18 protein-coding genes and 2 pseudogenes are annotated in these 23,633 nt (G+C 34.8%); 19 read left to right on the top strand and 1 reads right to left on the bottom strand.

Annotated features, from left to right (window positions below; translation table 11 throughout):
* Positions 1-41: 41 nt before the first annotated feature.
* A pseudogene (locus ACPLOV_RS01830) lies at positions 42-338 on the bottom strand (ISL3 family transposase); the annotation flags it as partial.
* Positions 339-707: 369 nt separating this feature from the next.
* Here ACPLOV_RS01830 and ACPLOV_RS01825 point away from each other — a divergent pair.
* From ACPLOV_RS01825 to ACPLOV_RS01735, 19 genes and pseudogenes are all read left to right on the top strand, one after another.
* Complete coding sequence (locus ACPLOV_RS01825) at positions 708-2,732, top strand: transporter substrate-binding domain-containing protein (RefSeq protein ID WP_424910014.1); 2,025 nt, start codon at positions 708-710, stop codon at positions 2,730-2,732.
* Positions 2,722-4,080, top strand: a complete 1,359-nt coding sequence (locus ACPLOV_RS01820; RefSeq protein WP_424910448.1) for a sigma-54-dependent transcriptional regulator — start codon at positions 2,722-2,724, stop codon at positions 4,078-4,080. The genes ACPLOV_RS01825 and ACPLOV_RS01820 overlap by 11 nt, the downstream gene beginning before the upstream one ends.
* A 154-nt stretch (positions 4,081-4,234) precedes the next feature.
* On the top strand, positions 4,235-5,686 hold the full coding sequence (locus tag ACPLOV_RS01815; protein ID WP_424910447.1) for a Na+/H+ antiporter NhaC family protein: 1,452 nt from the start codon (positions 4,235-4,237) through the stop codon (positions 5,684-5,686).
* 118 nt (positions 5,687-5,804) lie between these two features.
* Positions 5,805-6,128 carry a 2-amino-4-oxopentanoate thiolase subunit OrtA gene (gene ortA, locus ACPLOV_RS01810; RefSeq protein ID WP_424909287.1) on the top strand — a complete coding sequence of 108 codons (324 nt, stop codon included), beginning with the start codon at positions 5,805-5,807 and terminating at the stop codon, positions 6,126-6,128.
* A complete protein-coding gene (gene ortB, locus ACPLOV_RS01805; RefSeq protein WP_424909288.1) occupies positions 6,121-7,536 on the top strand; it encodes a 2-amino-4-oxopentanoate thiolase subunit OrtB in 1,416 nt (471 codons plus the stop codon). The genes ortA and ortB overlap by 8 nt, the downstream gene beginning before the upstream one ends.
* Positions 7,537-7,735: 199 nt before the next feature.
* Complete coding sequence (locus ACPLOV_RS01800) at positions 7,736-9,364, top strand: transporter substrate-binding domain-containing protein (protein ID WP_424910446.1); 1,629 nt, start codon at positions 7,736-7,738, stop codon at positions 9,362-9,364.
* Positions 9,361-10,731: a sigma-54-dependent transcriptional regulator gene (locus tag ACPLOV_RS01795; protein WP_424910445.1), complete on the top strand. Its 1,371-nt coding sequence runs from the start codon at positions 9,361-9,363 to the stop codon at positions 10,729-10,731. The genes ACPLOV_RS01800 and ACPLOV_RS01795 overlap by 4 nt, the downstream gene beginning before the upstream one ends.
* 200 nt (positions 10,732-10,931) lie before the next feature.
* Complete coding sequence (gene gltS, locus ACPLOV_RS01790) at positions 10,932-12,161, top strand: sodium/glutamate symporter (RefSeq protein ID WP_424909291.1); 1,230 nt, start codon at positions 10,932-10,934, stop codon at positions 12,159-12,161.
* Positions 12,162-12,196: 35 nt separating this feature from the next.
* Positions 12,197-13,096 (top strand): glutamate formimidoyltransferase, encoded by a 900-nt coding sequence (ftcD, locus tag ACPLOV_RS01785; RefSeq protein ID WP_424909292.1) that lies wholly within the window; start codon positions 12,197-12,199, stop codon positions 13,094-13,096.
* Positions 13,097-13,131: 35 nt separating this feature from the next.
* A complete protein-coding gene (locus tag ACPLOV_RS01780; protein WP_424910444.1) occupies positions 13,132-13,764 on the top strand; it encodes a cyclodeaminase/cyclohydrolase family protein in 633 nt (210 codons plus the stop codon).
* Positions 13,765-13,895: 131 nt separating this feature from the next.
* Positions 13,896-14,027, top strand: a pseudogene (locus tag ACPLOV_RS01775) (HEPN domain-containing protein); the annotation flags it as partial.
* 122 nt (positions 14,028-14,149) lie between these two features.
* Positions 14,150-14,341, top strand: coding sequence for a hypothetical protein (locus ACPLOV_RS01770; protein ID WP_424909294.1), 192 nt, complete (start codon positions 14,150-14,152; stop codon positions 14,339-14,341).
* Positions 14,342-14,383: 42 nt separating this feature from the next.
* A complete protein-coding gene (locus ACPLOV_RS01765) occupies positions 14,384-14,695 on the top strand; it encodes a nucleotidyltransferase domain-containing protein (protein ID WP_424909295.1) in 312 nt (103 codons plus the stop codon).
* Positions 14,688-15,083 carry a HEPN domain-containing protein gene (locus ACPLOV_RS01760; RefSeq protein ID WP_424909296.1) on the top strand — a complete coding sequence of 132 codons (396 nt, stop codon included), beginning with the start codon at positions 14,688-14,690 and terminating at the stop codon, positions 15,081-15,083. Before ACPLOV_RS01765 ends, ACPLOV_RS01760 begins: the two co-directional genes overlap by 8 nt.
* 185 nt (positions 15,084-15,268) lie before the next feature.
* Positions 15,269-16,309: a type I glyceraldehyde-3-phosphate dehydrogenase gene (gene gap / locus ACPLOV_RS01755; protein ID WP_424910443.1), complete on the top strand. Its 1,041-nt coding sequence runs from the start codon at positions 15,269-15,271 to the stop codon at positions 16,307-16,309.
* A 147-nt stretch (positions 16,310-16,456) separates the two neighbouring features.
* Positions 16,457-16,837, top strand: a complete 381-nt coding sequence (locus tag ACPLOV_RS01750; RefSeq protein ID WP_424909297.1) for a helix-turn-helix transcriptional regulator — start codon at positions 16,457-16,459, stop codon at positions 16,835-16,837.
* A gap of 4 nt (positions 16,838-16,841) precedes the next feature.
* Positions 16,842-17,321 (top strand): permease, encoded by a 480-nt coding sequence (locus tag ACPLOV_RS01745; protein ID WP_424909298.1) that lies wholly within the window; start codon positions 16,842-16,844, stop codon positions 17,319-17,321.
* Entirely contained in the window at positions 17,318-17,851 is a 534-nt protein-coding gene (locus ACPLOV_RS01740) for a permease (RefSeq protein WP_424910442.1), read from the top strand. Before ACPLOV_RS01745 ends, ACPLOV_RS01740 begins: the two co-directional genes overlap by 4 nt.
* Before the next feature lie 420 nt (positions 17,852-18,271).
* On the top strand, positions 18,272-23,428 hold the full coding sequence (locus tag ACPLOV_RS01735) for an S-layer homology domain-containing protein (protein WP_424910441.1): 5,157 nt from the start codon (positions 18,272-18,274) through the stop codon (positions 23,426-23,428).
* Positions 23,429-23,633 lie beyond the last annotated feature (205 nt).

The raw sequence follows: 23,633 nt of genomic DNA, 5'->3' as shown, positions 1-23,633 counted from the left end.
ACAGATGTTAATTATTACAACAAAGAAGAATTCTGTTCCTAAAACCTTTCAAAATTTCTTAAACCAAAAGCATTTCTTTTAATGACTTTAATTTTATTATTGAATCCTTCAACAAATCCATTAGTGTAAGGGACATTTAAAGAATTAACAATTTCGATGAACCAATTGCATAAAACTTTAGCACATTTTACATACTCATAAATTCCACTATTTATTGCAGAATTAATCCAATCCTTAAGGAGCTTTCTTGCTTCGGAAGAAGATTTAGTATTAGAAATATTGTAAAACTGTTCTTTTAAAATATGTGCCTGTCTTAACTCATCATTGTAAAGAAGCATAATATCAGCTTTCTTTTAGAATCTTCATCTAAGGTATCATACTTTGCAAGTAATAACTTTCTGCTTCTTTAGAAGCGACGAAAGACATACTGTTAACATTGGCTAATTCATGAATTATGTAAGAAGCTGAGCGGTTAGTCATTCTATGATAACGGGGTAGGAAATCCAATTTTTCATAGAAGCGTTTCCCCCAAGAAGGACAAACTGATCTTCGTTTTCTAAGGATTAGATAGTTATACTTCTTCAGATACCTTAAATTCCATTATAACTGCTCGGGGGATATTTTTTTTGTCAATTACCCCAACATAATAGCTTTTAGATATGATAAAATATTAAATATGATGTTACTTTTTTATAAAGGTGGATATTATGTTTAAGCCAAAAATAAAGGTTCTCAATATTTATGTAATTTTGTTTATATTTTTAATTGCTGTATTAATATGGCAGATACTGAAAATAACAGGTGGGGAATACAATAATTTAAGCGTGGAAGAAATGAATTATTTAAAGAATAAAGGAAAAATAATTTACGGAGCTGATATAAATGCGCCTCCTCTGAGGTACCTTGACACAGAGGATGGACAGTATAAAGGCCTTGTTTTGGACTATCTTCACGCTTTGTCATTGGAACTTGGCATAAATATAGAGACTAAGCCTTTCGTCTGGGCAACTGCACTGGAAAAATTGTCAAAAGGCGAAACAGATATGTGTGATATGTTTGAAAGCCCGGAACGAGCAAAAAAGTATCTTTTTACAAAGCCCATATACAATTTAAGGGGTACCGTTGCGGTATTGAGAAATTCAAATATAAATGATTTAAAAGATATTGAAGGAAAGAAAATAGCGCTTCAAAAAGGAGATTATACTAACGAATACTTTAATCAGAATTATAAGGATGCAAAGATATTCTTCGTTAATGATTTAAGAGAAGCCTTAAATTTGCTTATTAATAAAAAGGTTGAAGTGGTTGCTGGGGACGAACCCGTTTTACTTTATTTTATAAATAAAATGAGACTTTCTGATTATATTGAAATTTTGGAGACTCCTTTGTACGAGAAACCCGTAGTTTTTGCAGTGCCGAAAAATAAACCTGAATTGGTCTCTATTTTAAACAAAGGTATAGAAAAAATAAATCAGAAAAATGTTTTGGAAAAAATACAGCAAAAGTGGTTCGGGCTTTCAACAACCATTATAATTAGAAAAGACTTGAACAGCCGACTAAAAAACTTCGTTTTACTTTTAATGTTATTTTTTGCAATAATAGTATTATTTTTGGGTTTATTAAATTATTCCCTAAAAAAAGAGGTAGAAATTCGAACAAAAGAAATTGAAGATGGCAAGAATCAGTTGAAGACTATCATAGATGGTATAGAACAAATGCTTTTTGTAGTTGATGAGGATTTAAGTATAAAAGAAGGGAATAAAAAATTTAAAGAATATGTTTTAAATAATTTTTTTCCTCACTTCAATTTTAATAATATAAAACTGTGTGATGCGCTTTCATTTTTATGTAAAAAAAATTGTGATAGCTGTATTTTTATAAAGGCTATAAACGAGCCTGTTAAAAATCATGAAATTAAGGTAGGGGATTATATCTATCTTTTAAATACCTATTTTCTTAAAGAAAACTTGGACAAGAAGAAAATTTTATTTATTATCGATGATATTACTTTAAGGAGATTGAATGAAATACAACTTTTACAGGCAAACAAGATGATGGCTGTTGGGCAACTGGCAGCGGGAGTAGCGCATGAGATAAGAAATCCTCTGGGTATAATCCGTACTTATACATATTTACTTGAGCAGTCAGGTTTTAATAAAGAGATATTTAAGAAAGCTTTAGAAGAAATAAATAAAGCTGTTCAAAGGGCAGATAGGATTGTAAACAATTTATTAAACTTTTCCCGTATTTCTGGAGAAAATTGTGAATTTGTAAATTTGGAAAAATTTATCAGGGATATCCTTGAGGTGCTTTATACTTATATAAAAAGAAATAACATTATTGTAGAAATTAATAACGAAACAAAACATGATTATTTAACGAATCCCGACAGCTTAAATCATATATTGACCAATATAATCAAGAATGCTGTAGATGCAATGAGCGATAAGGGAGGAACAATAAGTATCGCAATTAAAGATGTGGATAATGGATTTAAAGTTTACTTAAAAGATACAGGTAAAGGGATCAAAAAGGAGCATATGGAACATATTTTTAACCCTTTTTTCACTACCAAATCTCCCGGGAAAGGGACTGGGCTTGGGCTTTTTATTACTTATACTGAAATTAAAAAATTGAACGGGAGTATTACTATAAAAAGCGAAGAGAATATAGGAACTGAAGTGGAAATATTTATACCGGCAAAGGGAAGGGAAATAAGAAATGGAATTTAAGGTGCTTATTGTAGATGATGAAAATGAATTTGTAGAGGTATATTCCTTGCTGTTAAAGCAAAGAGGTTATAAAGTAAAGGGTGTAACTTCTCCGATAGAAGCTATTGATATTTTGAATGATGAGTATTATCCTCTGGTAATGGTGGATTTGGTTATGCCGGAAATGGATGGAATTGAATTTCTGAAAAAGGTAAAATCCCGGTTTGGAAACAGTGTAGAGGTAATAATTGTAACTGGATTCGGTACAATCGAAAATGCCGTTAACGCAATAAAACTGGGTGCCTTTTCGTATTATATTAAAAGTTCGAATCCCGAGTCATTGATTTCTGAAATTGAAAAAGCAAAAAAAATATACGAGTTAAAAGAGGAGAATTTTACCCTTAAAAGCGGACTTTCGGAGGATGATGTCCTTTTAAAAACCACCGATCCCAAGATGATAGAAATTTATAATATTATAGATAAGGTGGCAAATAGTGACTGCAGCGTACTTATAACAGGAGAATCGGGGACAGGCAAGGAGGTTATTGCAAAGTATATTCATAAAAGGAGTAAGAGAAGTATAGCGCCTTTCGTACCCATAAACTGTAAGGCCTATCCTGTGACATTATTAGAATCCGAGCTTTTCGGTTATGAAAAAGGGGCATTTACCGGCGCTTTAGCCTGCAAAGCTGGAAAAATTGAAGAAGCCAATGGGGGAACACTTTTTATCGATGAAATAGGGGAATTGGATCAGGAAATTCAAGTTAAGCTGTTAAGGGTTCTTGAAACAAAAACTGTGGAGAGATTGGGGGCTAATAAAAAAAGGGAAATTGATTTCAGATTAATAAGTGCTACGAATAGAGATTTGGAAAAAGCAATAGAAGAAGGGGATTTCAGGCTCGATTTTTATTATCGTATAAACACCGTATCTATGCATTTACCTCCGCTAAGGGAAAGAAAAAATGACCTGCCAAATTTGATAAATTTTTTTATAGATAAATTTTCAAGGAAAATGAATAAAGTTTTAGATTTTAGTAGCGATGTACTTGACATATTAATGAATTATGAGTATCCGGGAAACATACGGGAATTAAAAAATATAATTGAGCGGATATTTATTTTATGTGAAGAAAATGTTTCAAGAGATGATATATTAAGATGCATTCAAAGTAAAAACCAAAATAAAATAAAAGATTTTGATGAGAAAAAAGAGATACTAACCTTTGAAGAGGCAAAAGAAAACTTTGAAAGGGAATATTTCAAAAGGCTTTATGAATATACAAAGGGGAATCTAAGTGCAATTTCAAAGCTTTCGGGATTGAGCAGGAGGCAGGTATTCAATAAAGTAAAAAAGTTTTCTTTAAAATAAGATTTGAGAAATTTATTTCCAATGGTATGAAATATATTTCCTATTCATAAAATTTAATTTTAACCGAAAAACCGCATTTTTGCGGTTTTTTATTTTGGCATGTTTATTGCGTTATAGGATTTAACAAAAATTAAACAAAAGGAGGGACTAAAAATTGTCTAACGGGTCAAAAAAACTGGAATTTTATGGTGGTGAGTGGGTCTCTTTTCTTCCCTTTGCCGTTTTTATCGCATTAATTATTCTTACAACCTTTGTTTTTGGTTCAATTTCCGATGGTGCTCTATGGGTGCCTGCCTTCACAGCTTTAGTGGTAGCATTCTTCTTTGCAAAGGACAAGTTTCTTTATGCCGAGACAATAATTAACGGTATGGCAAGCAAGGAAGCAATAATTCCGGTTGTATGCTGGATTTTTGCCGGTGTATTTTCGAGGATACTTAGAGCCTCAGGCTTAGCAGCTGGAATTGCAGGCCTTGCTGCTTCAATGGGTATCAGCGGTACACTTTTTATAGTTATATCCTTTATAGCTTCTGCATTATTTGCAACAGCATCCGGTACTGGATTTGGTACTATAGCGGCAGGAATGGGGGTCCTTTATCCTGCAGGAATTGCTCTTGGTGCGCATCCGGGCTTATTAGCAGGGGCAATAGTTTCCGGTGGAGCCTTTGGTGACAACTTAGCTCCCGTATCAGACACAACAATATGTTCGGCAACATCCCAGGGAGTCGATGTTCCTGGTGTAGTGCGTTCGCGTTTTAAATATGCTGCTGCAGCAGGAATCTTAACAATAATAGGTATAATAATAATCGGTATGGGATATTCCGGACAAGGACAAGTGGGAGCGGTTCAGAACATTTCATATAATCCCAACACATTATTCATGCTTATACCCGTTGCGATAACGGTATGGATTGCAATAAAAACAGGAGATATTATAATTGCTACTACTATAGGTTCGGTTATTGCAGGGGCTACAGCAGTTGCCGCAGGATTAATCGATTTTATACAAATTGACCCGGGGCAAGATGTAGTTAAAGATGCTCTTATAAAGGTTACAGGCTCCGGTCTTGACAGAACGGTGGGCGGAGTTATTTATACGGGTATTAACAGCATGATTCAGGTTAGCATACTTGCACTTCTACTCTTTGGTTCCATAGCCATTATGAGAGCAGGCCATGGTGACGTAAAACTTCTCAATGCTCTTGAAAAGGTCGCAAAAGGGCCGGTTGGCACTGAAATAGTTATATCAATAATGGTAATTATACTATCTTCACTTATGGGACTTAATGCCCCGGCCATACTTGCAGTAGGTGCATCTTTTGCTAAACCTCTTTCACAAAAATATGGTATAAGTCCTTATAGAACGGCAAACCTTCTTGATGCTACTTCCTGTACACTGGTTTACTCATTACCGTGGACGCCGGCTGTTATATTTACAATAGGGTTTGCAAGGGATAGTGCACATCCTCTTGCAGCGTTAGATGTAACTCCATATGTGTTGTATGCCTACGCAATGTTAGCTGTAATGTTTATAAGCATAATTCTCGGAATAGGAAGATACGATAATATGGAAAAAGCAAAGGAAAATAAAGTTTATAAAACAGCTTAAATAGAAAAGCTCTCCTCTTAATAGAGAGGAGAGTTTTTCTGATAAATTTTTTTATATTTTCTTAAACTTTGGTTTTAAGATACGCTAATTGTAAAATTCTGCAAAGGAGGTAAAAAAATTGGAGGCTAAAAAAGGGATGTGGGTAGAAATAGAAAATACTGTTTTGACACCTGAGGAGAGGGCACCTCATCTGCCGGAGGATACTAAGAAGGTTCCGCTCAAAATGTGGGTAAGAGGATTTTTGATCGACGAACGAGCTAAAATTGGCGACGAAGTGATGATAAAAACTTTGACGGATAGAATTGTGAAAGGAACTCTTGTAGAGATAAATCCAAGGCATATTCACGATTTTGGAAATTGTGTGGAAGAGCTTTTGGTCTCGGGATACAATGTAAAAAGGGAGCTTTCAGAGGTTATAAAGGGGGCAGGATGTAATGAATAAATCTTATCAAGCTGTAATGAGCAGAAAAAATGAAATAATGAAAAAATCGGTAGGTATAGATTATAAAGTATTAGAATATGGAAGACTTTCCTTTGACTACGAAGGGCTGATGAAAAATGTCCCTTATGACCTCGAGGATATTGCAAAAATTCAATCGGAAACCAAGGTGGGTAAAACACCACTATTTGAACTAAAAAATTTAACCGCACTTGTGAGAAAATATGCTCCCAAAGGTAAGGGTGCAAGGATTTTTATAAAAGATGAAGCGGCAAACTGTTCGGGTTCATTTAAAGACAGGAGAGCATCTTTATCCGTATACCATGCTAAAAAGATAGGTTTTAAAGGAGTTATAGCTGCGACTTCAGGAAATTACGGTGCTGCGGTGGCAGCTCAGGCTGCCCAAAGGGGAATAAAATGTATAGTGGTACAAGAAGTATACGATTCTAGAAAAGTGGGCCAGCCAGAAATTCTTGAGAAGGCGAGAAAATGCGAGGCATACGGTGCTGAAGTTGTTCAGCTTACGGTAGGGCCTGAGCTTTTTTATGTATTCTTGACCCTTCTTGAAGAAACAGGGTATTTTAACGCTTCGCTATATACGCCTTACAGTATAGCAGGTATTGAAACCTTAGGTTACGAGGTTGCTGCTGAGATTAAAGAAAGGGAAGGAAAATTTCCCGATGCGGTAGTAATTACCCATGCAGGTGGAGGTAATGTAACGGGGACAGCAAGAGGTGTATTAAAAGCGGGAGCGAAGGATACTAAGATTATAGGAGCTTCTGTGGATTTGACCGGTCTTCACATGGCATCCGATAATGATTTTAATAAAAAGTCATTCACCACCGGGCACACGGGATTTGGCGTACCTTTTGCCGTTTGGCCCGATAGGTCTGATGTACCGAGAAATGCGGCAAGGCCTTTAAGGTATCTTGATAGATATGTTACGGTAACTCAAGGGGAGGTATTTTATACTACTGAACTTTTAGCTCAATTGGAAGGGTTGGAAAGAGGGCCTGCTGGCAATACTTCGCTTGCTGCGGCAATTGCCTTAGCAAAAGAAATGGATGAAGATCAAATTATCGTAGTGCAGGAGACCGAATATACAGGAGCAGGGAAGCATCCTCTTGCACAGCTTAGTTTTGCAAGAAAAAACGGGATTGAAGTAAAAATTGGAAACCCTGTAGAAAACATTCCGGGAAAGACGATAGTAATACCCGAAAACTTGGGGCAGATGGGATATAAGGAAATTGACCTTAATGAGCTCAGGAAATCCTATATAAGAAATGCGGTAAATACCTATGATGTAAAAGAAGTAGAAGAAGTAGATGTGGAATTTTTAGCTGAGGATATAAAGTGGACAAAAGAAAATGTTATAAAAATATTAAATGAATTTAGTGTAAAAGTGAAATAGATCAAGTAAATAAGCTCTATTCTTACTTAATTTTAAATGGATTTTATAAATATAAGCTTTAGCCCGCCTATAAAAGCGGGCTATTTTTATTGTGTGCGTGGCATGCTCGCGACCTAAAACTTCTGTTTAATTTTTGAAGGAATTCTTTTTGAAAAAATAGAAGATATATTATATAACCCTCAATAACGGAGGAATCTTGGTGGATGGATATAAATTTAAAAGCTTTTTTCTTTTTAGTTTGCTTTTTATATTTATTATATTATATGGAATATGTTTTTGCGATTGTACTGCTAAGGCGGATGAGCAAAAAAGGGTGTATATCATTGGCGGGGATGTAAATTTCCCTCCATATGAGTTTATGATAGATATAAACGGCCAAAAGGTGTATCGTGGCTTTAATGTCGATATAATGAAGGCCATTGCATTGCAAACCGGAATTGAAATTGAGTTTCGTCCCATGATTTGGGCTGATGCTATAAAGGCATTGGATGAAGGAAAGATAGATGCAATTCAGGGAATGAAATATAGTGAAGAGCGAGCAAAGAAATATGAGTTTTCGGATAGCTATATAACGAACGTTTCAGCGGTTTTCGTTTTGAAGGATTCGCCTGTGGTGAGGATGACGGATCTTGTAGGGAAAAAAGTAGCGGTTCAAGAAGGGGATGCAGCCTTTCAAAAACTGCAAAATTCTAACTTATATGAATTAATAATGGTTGAAGATCAGGAAAAGGCTTTTGAGATGCTTTTTTCAAAAAAAGTTGATGCAGTGGTGGGGAATAAACTTGTAGGGCAGTATATACTGCAACAAAAAAGGAAAATAGATATGGTAAAGTTGGCTGGTCAGGAGATAGATCCACAGGCGTATGCTATTGCAGTAAGGAAGGGAAATATAGAGCTGCTCAGTATTTTCAACAAAGGGCTATATGAGATAAAAAAGAATGGAATTTACGATAAGATTTATGAAAAATGGTTTGGGAAGCCACTGGATTATCCCCTGCAATATTACAAAAAGCAGGCTATTTTAATGTTGTATGGTTTTGGTCTAATGTTTGTAATTGCATCAGCTATGTTTTATTTAAATTACCTTCTTCAGAAGGAAGTTAAAAGGCGGATGGACATAGAGAAGAAACTCATGGAAAAGATTGCATTTAAAGATAAAATGGAAGCCTTAGGGAATTTAGTTGCGGGTATTGCTCATGAAATCAGGACTCCCCTTACATCAATCAAGACATTTGTAGAACTTCTGCCGGAAAAATATGAAAACCCTTTATTCAGGGAAAAAATAAGTTATTTTTTGCCGAGGGAAATAGAAAGGATAAATTCATTATTGAATTCCTTATTAGATTACGCTAAGCCCCAAAAACCGGTGAGGAAAAATGAAAATTTATATGAAATAATCGAGAATATGCTAATTTTATTTGATCCTATTTTTAAGAGAAAAAAAATCAATGTTGTTGCTACTGTAGATCCGAATTTAAAAGTTTATGTAGACCGAAATCAAATACTTCAAGTTTTTATGAACGTAGTTATGAATGCTATTGAAGCTTTAGGCAGCATAAAAGATGGTAAGCTACAAATTTCTGCTATAGATAATCATGAAAAAGTAATTGTGGTTTTCGAAGACAATGGAATTGGCATTGATGAGGATAATATTAAGAAAGTATTTGATCCTTTTTTTACGACTAAAGAAGCGGGAACCGGATTGGGGCTTTCGGTTAGTTACAAGCTTTTAAAGGAGAATGGGGGAAATATATGGATTGAAAGTGAGTTGGGAAGAGGGACAAAGGTATTTATAGGTTTACCGGCAAATGAGGAGGGTGATCGATGAAGCAAAAACTTTTAATTGTCGATGACGATGATGCTATCTGTTCTTCACTGGAATTTGCTTTGGAGGATGATTTTCTCATATATACGACAAATAGTGAAGAACAAGCACTTTCCCTTGCTGAAGTTGAGGATTTTGGTATTATTCTCCTTGATTTGAGGCTTGGGAAAAATGACGGATTAGAGACACTAAAAAAATTGAAGATGATAAGTCCCAAAAGTGCAATAATTATAATGACGGCATACGGAAGCATAGAATCTTCGGTGGAAGCTATGAAAAATGGAGCATATTACTACATCACAAAGCCGATAGATTTAATTCAGCTTAAAACTTTATTAAATAAAGCCTTAGAATACATTAATTTAAAATCGAGGGTAGAATATTTAAATGAAAAATTAATTTATGAGTACCAATTATCAGGTATGGTTGGTTCTTCAAAAGCTATGCAGAAGGTATTTGAGCTTATAGAAAAGGTAAAAGAAATAGATTCTAATGTAATGGTAACCGGCGAAAGCGGAACGGGTAAGGAACTTGTTGCGAGAGCCATTCATTTTTGCGGGAGGCGAAAGGACAAACCTTTTGAAGCTGTGAATTGTGCAGCCATACCGCAAAATCTGCTGGAAGCGGAGCTTTTTGGGTATGAAAAAGGAGCATTTACTGGAGCAGAACACAGAAAGAAAGGGATTTTTGAAATAGCGGATGGAGGCACAATATTTTTAGATGAGATTACAGAGATGGATATAAGTTTACAGGCAAAACTGCTTCGTGTTGTCCAGGAAAAAGAAATAATGCCTGTGGGTTCAGAAAAGAGGAAAAAGGTAAATGTGAGGATAATTTCTGCAACAAATAAAGACATAAAAAAAGAAGTAAAAGAAGGAAGGTTTAGGGAAGATCTATTTTTTAGACTAAATGTGATAAACATTCACATTCCGCCATTAAGGGAGAGGCGCGAAGATATTCCGCAGTTAGCTGGTTATTTTATAAAAAAATATAGCAAGGAAATGGGTAAAAACGTAGAAGGTATTGATGATAAAGCTTTAGAAATACTTTGTAAATACGATTATAAAGGGAATGTAAGGGAACTCCAAAACATATTAGAAAGGGCGGTTGCACTCTCAGATAAAAAAATCCTTGGAGTTGAAGACCTTCCTACGGAAGTTGTACTTTTATCCCAAAAATTTTCTGATGAGTTTAAAAATCTAATTCCGGTTTTTGTTGGAGAAGATCTGCAGAGTGTAGAAAAAAAGGTAATACTTTATACATTAAAGTATTGCAAAGGGAGTAGAAAGGAAACAGCAAAAATGCTGAAAATAAGTGAGCGAAACCTACGATACAAATTGAAGGAATATGAGGAGGAAGAAAAAAACTAAATCCTGCAAATTTTGCAGGTGCGGCAAAAATATCCGTTTATTGTGAGCCTCCAAGACGTTTATTTGGAGGTTTTTTAATTTGGTATGGGAATTGCGTATTTAGTTGGATAAGTTATTGGTTAGTAAACAGGAGGTGATGCCAAAAACTTTAAAAGTTTTTTGAAATTTAAAGTCAATAATATTATGGAAGGATGGTGAATATGTCGTTTGAAGTGATAAAGGGTTTATTGACATTGAAACTTTCGCTTGTAGGGACTACTGCTTTGGCAGTTGTTTTATATTTATTCGGAAATTTAATAAGGAAAAGAGTCCCCTTTTTTGTCAAATTTTGTATACCTGCACCAGTAATTGGTGGATTTAGCTTTGCCCTTTTGGCATGGCTTTTAAGATCTTCTGGGATTTTGGGTTTTAGCTTTGATACCACTCTCCAGTCACCGTTGATGATAGCATTTTTTACTACGGTAGGACTTGCGGGAAGCTTGGGACTTGTCAAAAAGGGCGGCAAAACCCTTATAGTGTATCTGGTTGGATGTTGGATACTGGCAATTTCGCAAAACTTGATAGGATCTACAGTGGCCAAATTTACTGGGATACATCCTGTCTTAGGCGTAATGGCTGGGGCTGTTTCGCTGGAAGGAGGTCACGGAGCGGCATCGGCTTTTGGCCCTACTGTAGAAAATATGGGTGTTAATGGAGCATTTGTCGTTGCTATTGCCTCAGCGACTTATGGATTAATAGCAGGAGGACTCTTGGGTGGACCTCTCGCAAAGTGGCTTATAGAGCGCTTTAATCTTGAAATCAAAACTGACGAGGAAGAAGGAATTTCTTACGAAATTGACAAAGGTGAATCCGAACCCGTCACAAGCAACAGCCTAATTAACATGTCGGGCCTCATATTGGTTATTATGGTGCTGGGAGAGTTGATAGCAGGATATATTAAAAACATTACCAATTTTGTACTTCCAGGCTATATTGGCGCAATGTTCATTGCGGTGATATTCAGGAATATAAACGATGTTTTGAAATTAGTAAATATTAAATGGAATACGGTTGATGTTATTTCTGACTTTTCCTTGGGGATCTTCCTTTCAATGGCCATGATGTCTTTAAAAATCTGGGAGCTTGCTTCATTAGCACTACCTCTAGTAATAATCCTTGTGGTTCAGACTATATTCATCTTGCTTTATGCAGCATTTTTGCTTTTTCCCTTGCTTGGCAGAAATTACGATGCAGCAGTAATGTGTTCAGGTTTAGTAGGTCACGGTTTAGGAGCTACGCCAAATGCATTAGCAAATATGAATGCGGTTTGCGAAAGATATGGTGTTGTATCTAAAAAGGCTTTCTTAATTGTGCCCCTTTGCGGTGCAGCTCTTATTGACCTTGTTGGTATTCCCAACATAGTGTGGTTTATAAATTACTTAGTAAAATGAAAGTAAAACATTTTAATTGACAGGAGGACTAAGACATGAAAAAAATTGTCGAATGTGTTCCAAACATCAGTGAGGGCAGAAGAAAAGAAGTAATTGAAGCCATTGTAGATGAAGTAAGAAAGGTTGAGGGGGTAAAACTGCTTGACGTAAAGTCCGATGAAAGCCATAACAGGACGGTAATAACCTTTGTTGGAGAACCTCAGGCAGTAAAAAAAGCTGCCTTCAACCTCACTGCAAAAGCTGCTGAATTAATTGATATGGAAAAACACAAGGGGGAACATCCGCGTATAGGCGCTACAGATGTAATTCCCTTTATTCCGGTGAGCGGAGTAACTATGGAAGAATGTGTTCATCTTGCTAACGAGCTTGGGCAGGAGATAGCAGAAAAATTGGAAATACCAGTGTATCTATATGAAGAGGCGGCAAGAACCCCGGAGAGGAGAAGCTTGCCTAACATAAGAAAGGGAGAATACGAAGGGTTAAAAGATGAGATAACAAAACCTGAAAGGAGACCTGACTACGGTCCGGCCAGGATGCATCCGACAGCTGGTGCAACTGTGGTCGGTGCAAGGCAGTTCCTTATAGCTTATAATATAAACTTAGATACTAATGATGTTACTATTGCAAAAAAAATAGCCAATGCGATAAGAGAAGCTAAGGGCGGATATAAGTATGTTAGAGCTATGGGTGTAATGATTGAAGAGAGAAACCAAGCCCAAGTCTCTATAAACATGACAAATTACACTGGAACGCCGCTTTATAGGGTTTTCGAAACAGTAAAGTCTGAGGCGGCAAGGTACGGAGTAAATGTTGTTGGCAGCGAGATAGTGGGATTGGTACCAGTAGATGCTTTGTTGGATGTGGCTGATTTTTACTTGCGGCTTGAGAATTTCAATAGAAAACAGGTATTGGAATTGAATTTAGATGAAGTATAAAAAGCCATAGAAAAATTTTGATGTGAGGGAAAAACATGATGAGATTATCAGAGATGAAAATAAACGAATTCCTTGAACTTTTAGCATCAAAGGCACCTGCACCCGGCGGCGGCTCGGTCTCTGCACTTTTTGGCGCTGCCGGGGCGGCGCTTTTGTCAATGGTGGCTGAATTGACCGTAGGAAAAGAAAATTTTAAAGAAAAAGAAATTGTATTGAAAGAAATTATAAATGAATCAAAAAGGTTACTTCATATTCTGGAAGAAAAGGTGGATGAAGATACAGAAGCGTTTAACAAAGTATCAGAAGCATATAAGATGCCAAAGGAAAAAGAAGAACAAAAACTTGAAAGGAAAAAAGCGATTCAGGAAGCGCTAAAAATTGCTGCCGAAGTTCCTTTTTCGGTAATCGAAGCCTGCGTTGATTTGATAAGACTTTATGAAAGGATAGTGGATAATTTCAATAAAAATGCGGCAAGTGATATAGGAGTTGGGATCCTGTGCTTGAAGGCTGCAATTTTAGGCGCTTGGCTAAACGTTAGGATAAATATCTGTTCCATAGAAGATCCGGACTTTGTAAGAAAATATAATGAAAAAGGAGATCTACTGCTGAAAGAAGGAATTAGACTGTCTGAAAAAATTTATGATAAAGTTTGTGGTATTATTGGATAAGAATCACACCTCCCACTTTTTCCCTTTAAAGCAGATATCCAATTTTTGCAAGGTATAATTATACCCAAAATTATTATAATTTAAAGTATAATCCTGTGCATTGACCCATTTAACTTAAAAATGGTAAAATTATACCGGCGAGGTATCCTGATAGTAATCCGGAAGGTGCGCCTTTTGAACATTATAGTTTTTTGCAAAGTGAGGAGGCTGTAAAATATGCCGGTGAGATCCTTGAATTCGTCCGTGCTCAAATGGCCCGATGAAAAAAGTGTGGTAAATTCATTAAAGGAATGGGTAGAAGAAATTGCAAAAAGCCAGCGAGATATAAAAAAAAGTAGGATATTTTGGTTCTTACTCTCGAGGCGATTGGGGAGTAGGAAGCGACGTGGATGTTATTATAGTAATGAAAAATACCGAAATTCCTTTTGATAAGCGTTCAGAAAAGTGGGATTTAAGCAAAATACCTGTTCCGGTTGATTTGCTAATATATACCGAGGACGAGATTGAAAAAATGAAAAACAGCAATGCAAAATTTTATAAAATTGTAGAGGAAGAGGTAAAATGGGTATATCCTTGAGCTTTTCTATTCTAAAATAAAATTTTAAAGAAGTGGTACAATATGATTTATACCGAAGAAATAGATAAAATAAAAAAGCAAATAATGGAGAAATTTAAACCGGTAGATATATTTCTTTTTGGTTCGTACGCTAAAGGATTGATAACCAAAAGAAGCGATATAGATATATGCGTAATAATGGATATAAAAAAGGAAGAAAAAAGAGAAATGGCAAGAAGGATAATTCTTGAAGTGGAATGTGAAAGTGATTTGGATGTAGTTGTTTATACCTTGGAAGAGTGGAAAAAATACAGTGAGGACCCTTCTACTTTTGCTGGTCTAATAAAAAGGACTGGAGTGAGTTTACTTGATTGACACGGCGAGGTATAAAGAATGGTTTGATAGGGCAAAAAAGGATTTCGACGCGGCAAAAATTTTATACGAATATGAAGGAGATAAAGGGATTATATGCTTTCACTGTCAGCAGGCGGTGGAAAAATATTTAAAGGGTTATTTAATATATAAAACTGGCATGCTTCATGACGGACATAGTTTAACAAAACTTTGTAAAAAAGCGTATCAATTCGATAATAGATTTAAAAATATTATCAAGGACTGTGCTTTTTTAAATCAATTTTATATTGAAACCAGGTATCCGGCAGAGGATCCTCTTATAGTCGATGAAGAGGATGTAATAGAAAGCATAAAAATAGCTGAGAGGATTATGGAATTAATAAATTCAATAATTGAAGAAAAAGATTAAGAAGCCCGCTTTAGCGGGTTTTTTATTTTGAATTTTTGCAAAACATTATATCAAAAAATAGAAAAATTCATATATATCATAACACAATAGAATAACAAATAAAATATAATATAGCACAATAGATAATAATATGATATAATATTTTCGTTTGTAAGAATACATTATACACAAGGAGGTTACTTTTAATGAAGATAAAGGTCGCTATAAATGGTTTCGGAAGGATTGGGAAAAACGCTTTAAGAATCTGGCTGGAAGGGAAAGCAAAGGATGTGGAAATTGTGGCAATAAACAGCACCAGCGGGCCGAGGCCTCATGCCCATCTTTTTAAATACGATTCCATATATGGAATCTACCCGGGAACGGTGGATGCCTCTGATGACAGGCTGATTATAGATGGCAGGGAAATTCCTTTTTTTGCAGAAAAAGACCCGGAGAAATTGCCCTGGAAGGAGCTTGATGTGGATGTGGTCCTTGAATCCACCGGCAAGATAAAAAACAGGGGTGATGCAGAAAAACATTTGAAAGCCGGTGCAAAAAGGGTGATTATCACTGCTCCGGCGGATGATGCGGACAGGACGATAGTAATGGGGGTGAATGAAAAGGATTTTGACCCTGAAAAGGATTACATCATTTCCAATGCTTCCTGCACCACCAATTGTTTAGCACCCATTGTAAAGGTCCTTGATGAAAATTTTAATATCATCAACGGCTCCATGGTTACAGTTCACTCCTATACCGCTGATCAGAACCTGGTGGATAAACCTCATAAGGATTTAAGGAGAGCCCGGGCTGCTGCCATGTCGATCATTCCCACCACCACCGGTGCGGCAAAGGCTATAGGTCTTGTAATTCCCCGCTTAAAAGGAAGGCTAAACGGTTGTGCATACAGGGTGCCTACTTCAGCGGTTTCTATAATAGATTTTACCGCGAGTGTGGAAATTCCAACTGCAAAGGAAGAAGTAAATAAAGCCCTTAAAAAAGCAGCGGAAGGAAAACTAAAAGGGATTCTGGATTATATAGAGGAGCCCCTTGTTTCCACCGATTTTATCAAAAATCCGCATTCTTCTATCGTAGATGGGCTTTCTACAATGGTGATAGACAATAAACTTGTTAAGGTGGTCGCCTGGTACGATAACGAATACGGCTATACCATGAGGGCTCTGGAACTTGCGCAGTTAGTGGGAAAATTAATCGTTGAAAGTAAAAATAATGAGGTGATGGTATAATAAATGATAAAAACCGCTTTTAGGATATAAAACCTGAGAGCGGTTTTTTTTATTCTTCTTGAAAATTTATATTTATAAAGTATAATTAATATTAAACATATATATGTTATAAACATATATATGAAAAAACATAATAGGGGTGAAATTATGTGCGATGAAGAAAGACACCATGAAAAGAGAGGATGTCCCGGCTTTAAGTTAGAAAGATTTATGATGCCCTGCCTTTTGCTGTTATTAAAGGAAAGACCTTCTCACGGTTACGAATTGATGGAAAGGCTTTCGGATTTTGGATTTAACGAATGCATTGATCCGGGGGCGGTTTACCGTAATTTAAGAAAAATGGAAGATGAAGGGCTTATTATCTCCGAGTGGGATACAGAAGGCAAGGGTCCTGCCAAAAGACTTTACAAACTTACCGGTGAGGGCGAGGAAGTCCTTTTTACCTGGGCTGAACACGTTAAAAGGCAGATTAAACGGATGGAATATTTTTTGAAAAGGTTTAATGAAAATTTTGGTGAAGGAAGGTGAAATATTGTTTACGGTAGTTATGTACATCCTTGCTGTAATATTTTTGATTGTTTCCTTTTTTAAAGACAGGAAAAAAACGAAAATGGCTCTCAAAAAAGCATGGAAATCCTTTGAAAACATCTTGCCGGCTTTTGCGGGGGTACTTGCATTAATTGGGCTTGTTTTGACTGTACTTACTCCGGATATCATTTCAAAGATAATTGGTGCCAATACGGGTTTTTTAGGAATGTTTTTAACATCAATTATTGGCTCCATAACCTTGATACCCGGATTTGTGGCCTTTCCCCTCGCCGCTTCCCTTCTCCAAAAGGGAGCCGGGGTTATGCAGATAGCGGTGTTTATATCTACATTAATGATGGTGGGGTTTGTTACATTGCCCCTTGAGATAAGCTATTTTGGGAAGAGGATAGCATTTTTGAGGAATGCGTTAAGTTATATATTTTCCTTTATCGTAGCATTAATAATAGGGATGGTGGTAAAATGAAATTCATAAAAAAATACGCCCTGTTTATATTTATAATGCTTATTGATATTGCAATTTTTATTATGGATAAAAAACTCGGAATAAAGATTTTTATAAGTACTAAAAATAACTTCTTAAATATGCTGGCCGTGATACCGCCAATATTCCTTCTTCTGGGTCTTCTTGACACCTGGGTGCCCAGAGAGACGATTATAAAACTCCTTGGAGAAGGGTCGGGAATAAAGGGGATAATACTCAGCATATTTTTAGGATCGGCCGCAGCGGGGCCTTTATACGGAACTTTTCCGGTAGCGGAGGTTATGATTAAAAAAGGCGCCAAGCTATCAAACATATTGATATTTCTTGGAGCCTGGTCCACGCTTAAAATTCCTATGTTTTTATTTGAAATGACCTCTCTTGGAAGCAGGTTTGCGATAACTCGATGGATAGTGGATGTGGTGGGTATAATATTAATCGCGGCCTTAATAGATAGAATTATAAGCGGTGAAGAGAAAAGGATGATTTATGAAAGATATGAAACAAGGGCATAGAAGCCCTTGTTTTATTTATTGTAAAAATTAGAAATATTATATTTTTACAGAAGGATTTTAAAAAAAATTGAAGAATATTATACATGTGTTTTTGTGAATTGTTTTGTTATATTTGTAACTATAATTAAAAATATTAAGACCCTTGGAGTTGGGGCCTCCAAAGGTCAAAAGATAAGGGCAGTGCATATATACCCTTGTTTTTATAATAATATATTATTTTAATATATTATTTTAATCTTGGCAACATATTTTTGTCATTTAATGTAAAAATTTGTCGTTTTAATTCGTATTTTTTCTTAATAAGATTTTTTGCACTGCCGTTATTACGGCAGTTTTTTATTTTAGCCTTAAGGGGGTGTGTTGAATTATTTTTATTAATATTTTTCATTAGAAAATATACAACAAAAGGGGGGTTTTTATTTGAACTGCAAAATTATAAAAATTACAGCAATGTTTACCTTAGTATTTTTATTTTTATTTTCCTTTACAGCAAGAGCGGCAGATTATCCTGAATTAAAAACTCATTGGGCGAAAGATGTTTTAATAAAATGGAATCAAAATGGTTTATTATCTGGTTATTCCGATGGAACAATAAAACCGGATAAAACTATTACAAGAGCAGAGTTTGTAACTTTAATAAATAGGGTTTTCGGGTTTTATAAAAAAGCGGAAATAAATTTCAAAGATGTTGAAAAGAATTCCTGGTATTATGATGAAATCGCAAAAGCTTTTGCAGCAAAAATTGTAAACGGTTATAGTGATAATACTTTTAAACCCAATAATGAGATTACAAGACAGGAAATGGCCGCTATAATAGGTAGGCTTGTAAAATTAAACGAGATAAACGATGATAGTTTATTAGAAAATTTTAAGGATAAAGATAAGGTTGCACAGTGGGCTAAGGGTGCTGTATGTGCAATAGTGAAAGAAGGTTATATGAATGGATATACCGATGGCACTTTCAAGCCAGAAGGTAAAGCTACGAGAGCTGAGGTTATAAAGGTTCTTGATAATGCATTTAGCTATGTAATAAATAAAGAAGGAGTATATGGGAAAGAAAACGAAAAAACGGAATATAAAAATGTAATAATAAATAGACCTAATGTAACTTTTAAGAATGCCGTAATTAATGGAAACTTATATTTAGCCCATGGCATAGGTGAAGGAGAAGTTGTATTAGAAAACGTTGTGGTAAAAGGGAAAACCTTAGTCTTTGGCGGTGGGCAAAATAGTATTATTATAAAAGATTCAAATCTTGGGTATGTAACTATAGAAAAAGAAGGCGGAAATATTAGAATAGCAATACAGGGTAAAACTGTTATTGAAAATATGGAATTAAATTCAGGAGCAAAGATAGAAGCTGAAAATACTCAGGAAGCGGTTGTAAAAAATGTATTCGTTGCAACGGAGGAAAAAGCTGTAATAGCTACACAAGTAGAAACCCTTAAGGTAGAAACAGAAGGTGTTAAAATAGAAATTGCAAATGGTACCATAACAAATCTTTTTATTTCTGAACAGGTAAAAAATGTAGAATTGGTTGCGCTTGAAAAGGTTGAAATTAAAAATGTAGAAGTAAAGGCTGAAAGCGCTCAAGTTGTGGTGCAAAATACTGTTATAGAAAACTTAGTTGTTGCCGAAACGGCTAAGGAAACAAAGTTAGTCCTTGCTGGAGATGTTGTAGTTAAAACTGTGGAAGTAAATGCGAAGGCAAACATAGAGGGTCAGGGAACAATTGAAAAAGCTGTTGTAAAGGCTAATGAGGTAGTAATTGAGCAAAAAGTTAAAAATGTAGTTGTCGAAAACGATGTAAAAGCTGTTGTAGGTGGAACGGAAGTAACAAGCACAACCCAAAGTCAGCCGCAAAAATCAGAAACCGGTGGATCAGGTGGTGGAGGGGGAACAGGAGGAGGTAGCACTGGAGGAGGTCCTTCTACACCTACTACATATACCATAACCGCCACAGCAGGAGAGGGCGGAACCATAACCCCATCTGGAGAAATAGCCGTAGCCAATGGTGGTTCAAAAGAATTTACAATTACAGCAAACAGCGGATACAAGATATCCCAGGTGCTTGTAGATAGTTCACCTATCGAAATTACGAATGATACGACAATGACTTACACATTCAGCAATATAAAAGAGAAACATACAATAGAAGCGAGATTTGTAGATTTAACACAACCCACGATGAAGATTCTAACCGCTACTTTTGAAGGTGGAAAAGTAATAACATCGACAGATGGAAAATTAACCTGCAACTTAGGGGATAAAGTAACATCGATAAAAGTAGAAGTAAGTGAGCCAGTGGAAGTAGTAGGCACACCGATTGTTAAAGTAAATCTTGGAAATGGATACGTAAGATACGGTGTTCTATCCCTTGACAATTCAGACACGACAAAGAAGACATTGATAGTGACACCGGATACAGGTAATGAGGTATGCGGCTTGGTAGGGACATTTACATTTAAAGTAGCAGCAGGTGCGGTAAAGGACATAGCTGGGAACGAAAATGAGGAGGTAACATTTACGCTTAATGTTGTTGATAATACTGATTATACATTAAAATCATTTAAAATTGCCGCTAACTTTATTTGGTATAACGAACAGAGAACTTTCGAAAAACTTTATAGCGGAGATATTCCTGATAACATTACAATTCATATACCTTATATAGAAGAATTTCATGAAAATAATAATTTAATCGGGAAATATTTGACCCTAGACAATTATAACATAGAAGAAATTGTTACAAAGGATCCAAATACATATGCAGAAATAGTAAAAGATTTTAATAATAATGAAATAAAAATTAATGTAAAAAATAAATATACAAATAAAATCGGTAAAGTTTATACTATAAAATTTGATACGGTACCATATTATCATTTTGGTACTATTGAAAATAATGAAATAAGGACACTTATCGGTGGACCTTATAAAGAAGGTGAAATAAAATTAAGTGATTTAATAAATAGTGGTGATGTAAAATTAGAATTAGAATTATGGGAAACACTACCTGATGATTTAAATGTAATATTTGTTGTATACGATAAAAATAACAATGAAAAACAAAGGATGATATTTAATAATGAATCAAAGATACAATACTTAGATATAAGAGACTATGTATATGGTGAAAAAATCGAGATACCGTATAGGTTATACTATGATAAAGATACTATAGAAGACAATGTATATTTTGATAAATTTTCAGCGTATCTCATAGATACTAAGGCATTACCAGAAAGAATATCCAGTGGAGAAGGCTTGCTTATATACTTCCAAAAACCAAAATATACAATTGAAATTTCAGGGCCAAATGATGTAAAAGTAAATGAATATAAAGATATAAATGTTTATTTATACTGTGACTTGGAAAACAGAGGAGAATTTGGATATATAAATCCGAAGATGAAAATTGAGGTTGAAAAACCAGAAGGAATAGCTGAGGACACTGTAGAAATTTTTGCTCCGGGAACTGTAATCAAAGAAAATAGAATATGGTATTGGGAACCGTGGAGGGAAGGAGGAAACCAAAATACATTTATATTAAAGGATTATAATCCCAACACCAATATTTCAGTATCATTTAAAGAAGCAGGTCAGTGTAAAATAAAGTTTACGCTTGTTGATACACAGAATAATGATGCTGAAATCACATCAAATGAAATAGAAATTAATGTGACAGCAGTTCAAAATGAAATATATATTGAGCCGGATATTAAGATAAATAATAACTTTTCATTCAAAAAGGTTGAAACATTGCCAGTGCCTGAAGATTTTAGTGAAAATATTTTAGAAGAAATTAAACCAATCGAAATCACAATTAAAGGAATAGGATCAGGGAATCCATATAATAATGTCTCAATGAGGGCAATGGTGGTTAATGAAAATTTTGAACCATATAATGATGTTCAACTTTGGGTATATAATGAAGAAGCAGGGTGGATAGATATTGCTCAAAAATATGATGAAAATTCAAATTGGTATAATATTGGCAACTTAGGGGCAGAAACGACAGTAACTATGTATATATATCCTATTATTAAAGATTACGGTAATTATCAGATTCAATTTGAATTATGGGAAGAACCTATAAATAGCCATAAATTCCTAATAATTTCCAAAAATGTAAATTATTCTTTTAGAGAATATCCAGAATTTAATATAGCAAATTTAGATAGTTTTGTAAGTTTTGCTATAGAACCATATTTTGAAAATAATTATAAAAATCAAGATGAATTAAATAGATTAATGAATGAATTATCTGCAGGATATTCTCCAATAAATTTGAAAATACAACCTATATTTATGTCGGATTATGGGGATATAATATCTGAAAAAAATTATAAAAGTGCGCGAATTGTAATAGAATATGTTTATGAAATAGATGGAGAAAATTATGTTCCTGGAGAAGATAAATTGATGCTTTTTACAAAGGATACGGCAGGAGATTGGGAAAACATTATTACCAATGGGTGGGGACCTCAAGAAGGTATAGCATTATTTTCTGGAGAGGAAATAACTTTACCAATACATGTAATCGTAAAAAAACCAGGAAAATATATAGTTAAAACAAAGTTATACGATTTAAATACAAATAAAACAATAGATGAGAAGTTTATAGAATTAACGTTAAATGCTCATTCGCTATATAAAATGGGGTTCGATTGGGGAGACAATTTGATAATAAATAAAGGACTAATTAAAGAAAACGAAATTAAAACTATTTTAACTTCTAATAATATTTTGCCAATCAAATTAATAATCGAATCAGATCCAAATTGTTTAGGTAATTTACCTTATAATGGTGCTGTTGTTGAAGTAAAAGCATATCAAGAAGCTGGAGAGAATAATTGGGTTTTAGCTAATGAAAAAGTTCAAGTATGGTTGAAAGATAATGATCAATGGTACAATCTAATAGGTTATGAATTTCAAATAAACGAAGAAATTGCACCAAATTATATTAATTATTGGGATGTTTATATAGCTGTAGCTGAATCAGGAAGGTTTAAAATAGAGGGGAACTTATATGGCAAGGATGGAGAAAGTAAAATAGATTTATCATTAACTTGGTTTGATTTTTGGATAGATGAACATTCTCAATACGAAATAGAGTTACTTGATAATATCACATTTTATTCTGGTGATTTATTACCTGAAAATAATGGGATTCCAATTTCGAATGAAATTGTAGAACAATTTGTATATGACAAAACGCCTATTAATATAACGCTTAAAACTGTTAAAGAAGGTTTATTAGGTTATGATGCTGTAAGAATGACGGTATCAGTTGAAGTATATGATGAAAATTATGGTTGGACAGATGCTTCTGAAAAAATACAGCTCTGGGCAAAGGATACTGCAGGGAATTGGTATAATATAGTTGAAACTGGATGGGGACCGTTAAATGGATTTGAATTACCTGCAGTTTATGAATCAACTACTCAAGTTTATATAATATGTAACATAGAGGGATTATTTAGAGTTAATATTAACTTAATCGATGTAAAAGAAAATATTTCAATATTAACAAAAGAGAGCTTATATATTATGGGAAGTTTTAATGGAGAATAGGGACTAAAAGAGGCAGGCTAAAAGCCTGCCTCTTTAGTGAGAGTTAGGGGCTCCAAGGCTTTAAAGGACAGTGCAATGAATATATCCTTTATTTTATACAACACGTTTTAGTTTGTTCAAATCCAGTTTAAGGTTCGGCTTTAATTCCAAAAGTTTAGCCATTCCTTCATCTTTAGTTTTTTTAAAAGAAGGTGATGAAATATTT

It is taken from the genome of Thermovenabulum sp., from assembly GCF_049723235.1.
Lineage (GTDB): Bacteria > Bacillota > Thermosediminibacteria > Thermosediminibacterales > Thermosediminibacteraceae > Thermovenabulum.
Note: the sequence above shows the minus strand (reverse complement) of the source record. Positions and strands in the feature narration are given on the sequence as shown.

What these genes read in the sequence shown, in the direction of transcription:
- gap (WP_424910443.1), top strand. Translation starts at nt 15,269, where the DNA reads ATGAAGATAAAGGTCGCTATAAATGGTTTCGGAAGGATTGGGAAAAAC.
- ACPLOV_RS01795 (WP_424910445.1), top strand. Translation starts at nt 9,361, where the DNA reads ATGAAGCAAAAACTTTTAATTGTCGATGACGATGATGCTATCTGTTCT.
- ortB (WP_424909288.1), top strand. Translation starts at nt 6,121, where the DNA reads ATGAATAAATCTTATCAAGCTGTAATGAGCAGAAAAAATGAAATAATG.
- ACPLOV_RS01780 (WP_424910444.1), top strand. Translation starts at nt 13,132, where the DNA reads ATGATGAGATTATCAGAGATGAAAATAAACGAATTCCTTGAACTTTTA.
- ACPLOV_RS01750 (WP_424909297.1), top strand. Translation starts at nt 16,457, where the DNA reads ATGTGCGATGAAGAAAGACACCATGAAAAGAGAGGATGTCCCGGCTTT.
- ACPLOV_RS01825 (WP_424910014.1), top strand. Translation starts at nt 708, where the DNA reads ATGTTTAAGCCAAAAATAAAGGTTCTCAATATTTATGTAATTTTGTTT.
- ACPLOV_RS01765 (WP_424909295.1), top strand. Translation starts at nt 14,384, where the DNA reads ATGATTTATACCGAAGAAATAGATAAAATAAAAAAGCAAATAATGGAG.
- ACPLOV_RS01740 (WP_424910442.1), top strand. Translation starts at nt 17,318, where the DNA reads ATGAAATTCATAAAAAAATACGCCCTGTTTATATTTATAATGCTTATT.
- gltS (WP_424909291.1), top strand. Translation starts at nt 10,932, where the DNA reads ATGTCGTTTGAAGTGATAAAGGGTTTATTGACATTGAAACTTTCGCTT.
- ACPLOV_RS01820 (WP_424910448.1), top strand. Translation starts at nt 2,722, where the DNA reads ATGGAATTTAAGGTGCTTATTGTAGATGATGAAAATGAATTTGTAGAG.
- ftcD (WP_424909292.1), top strand. Translation starts at nt 12,197, where the DNA reads ATGAAAAAAATTGTCGAATGTGTTCCAAACATCAGTGAGGGCAGAAGA.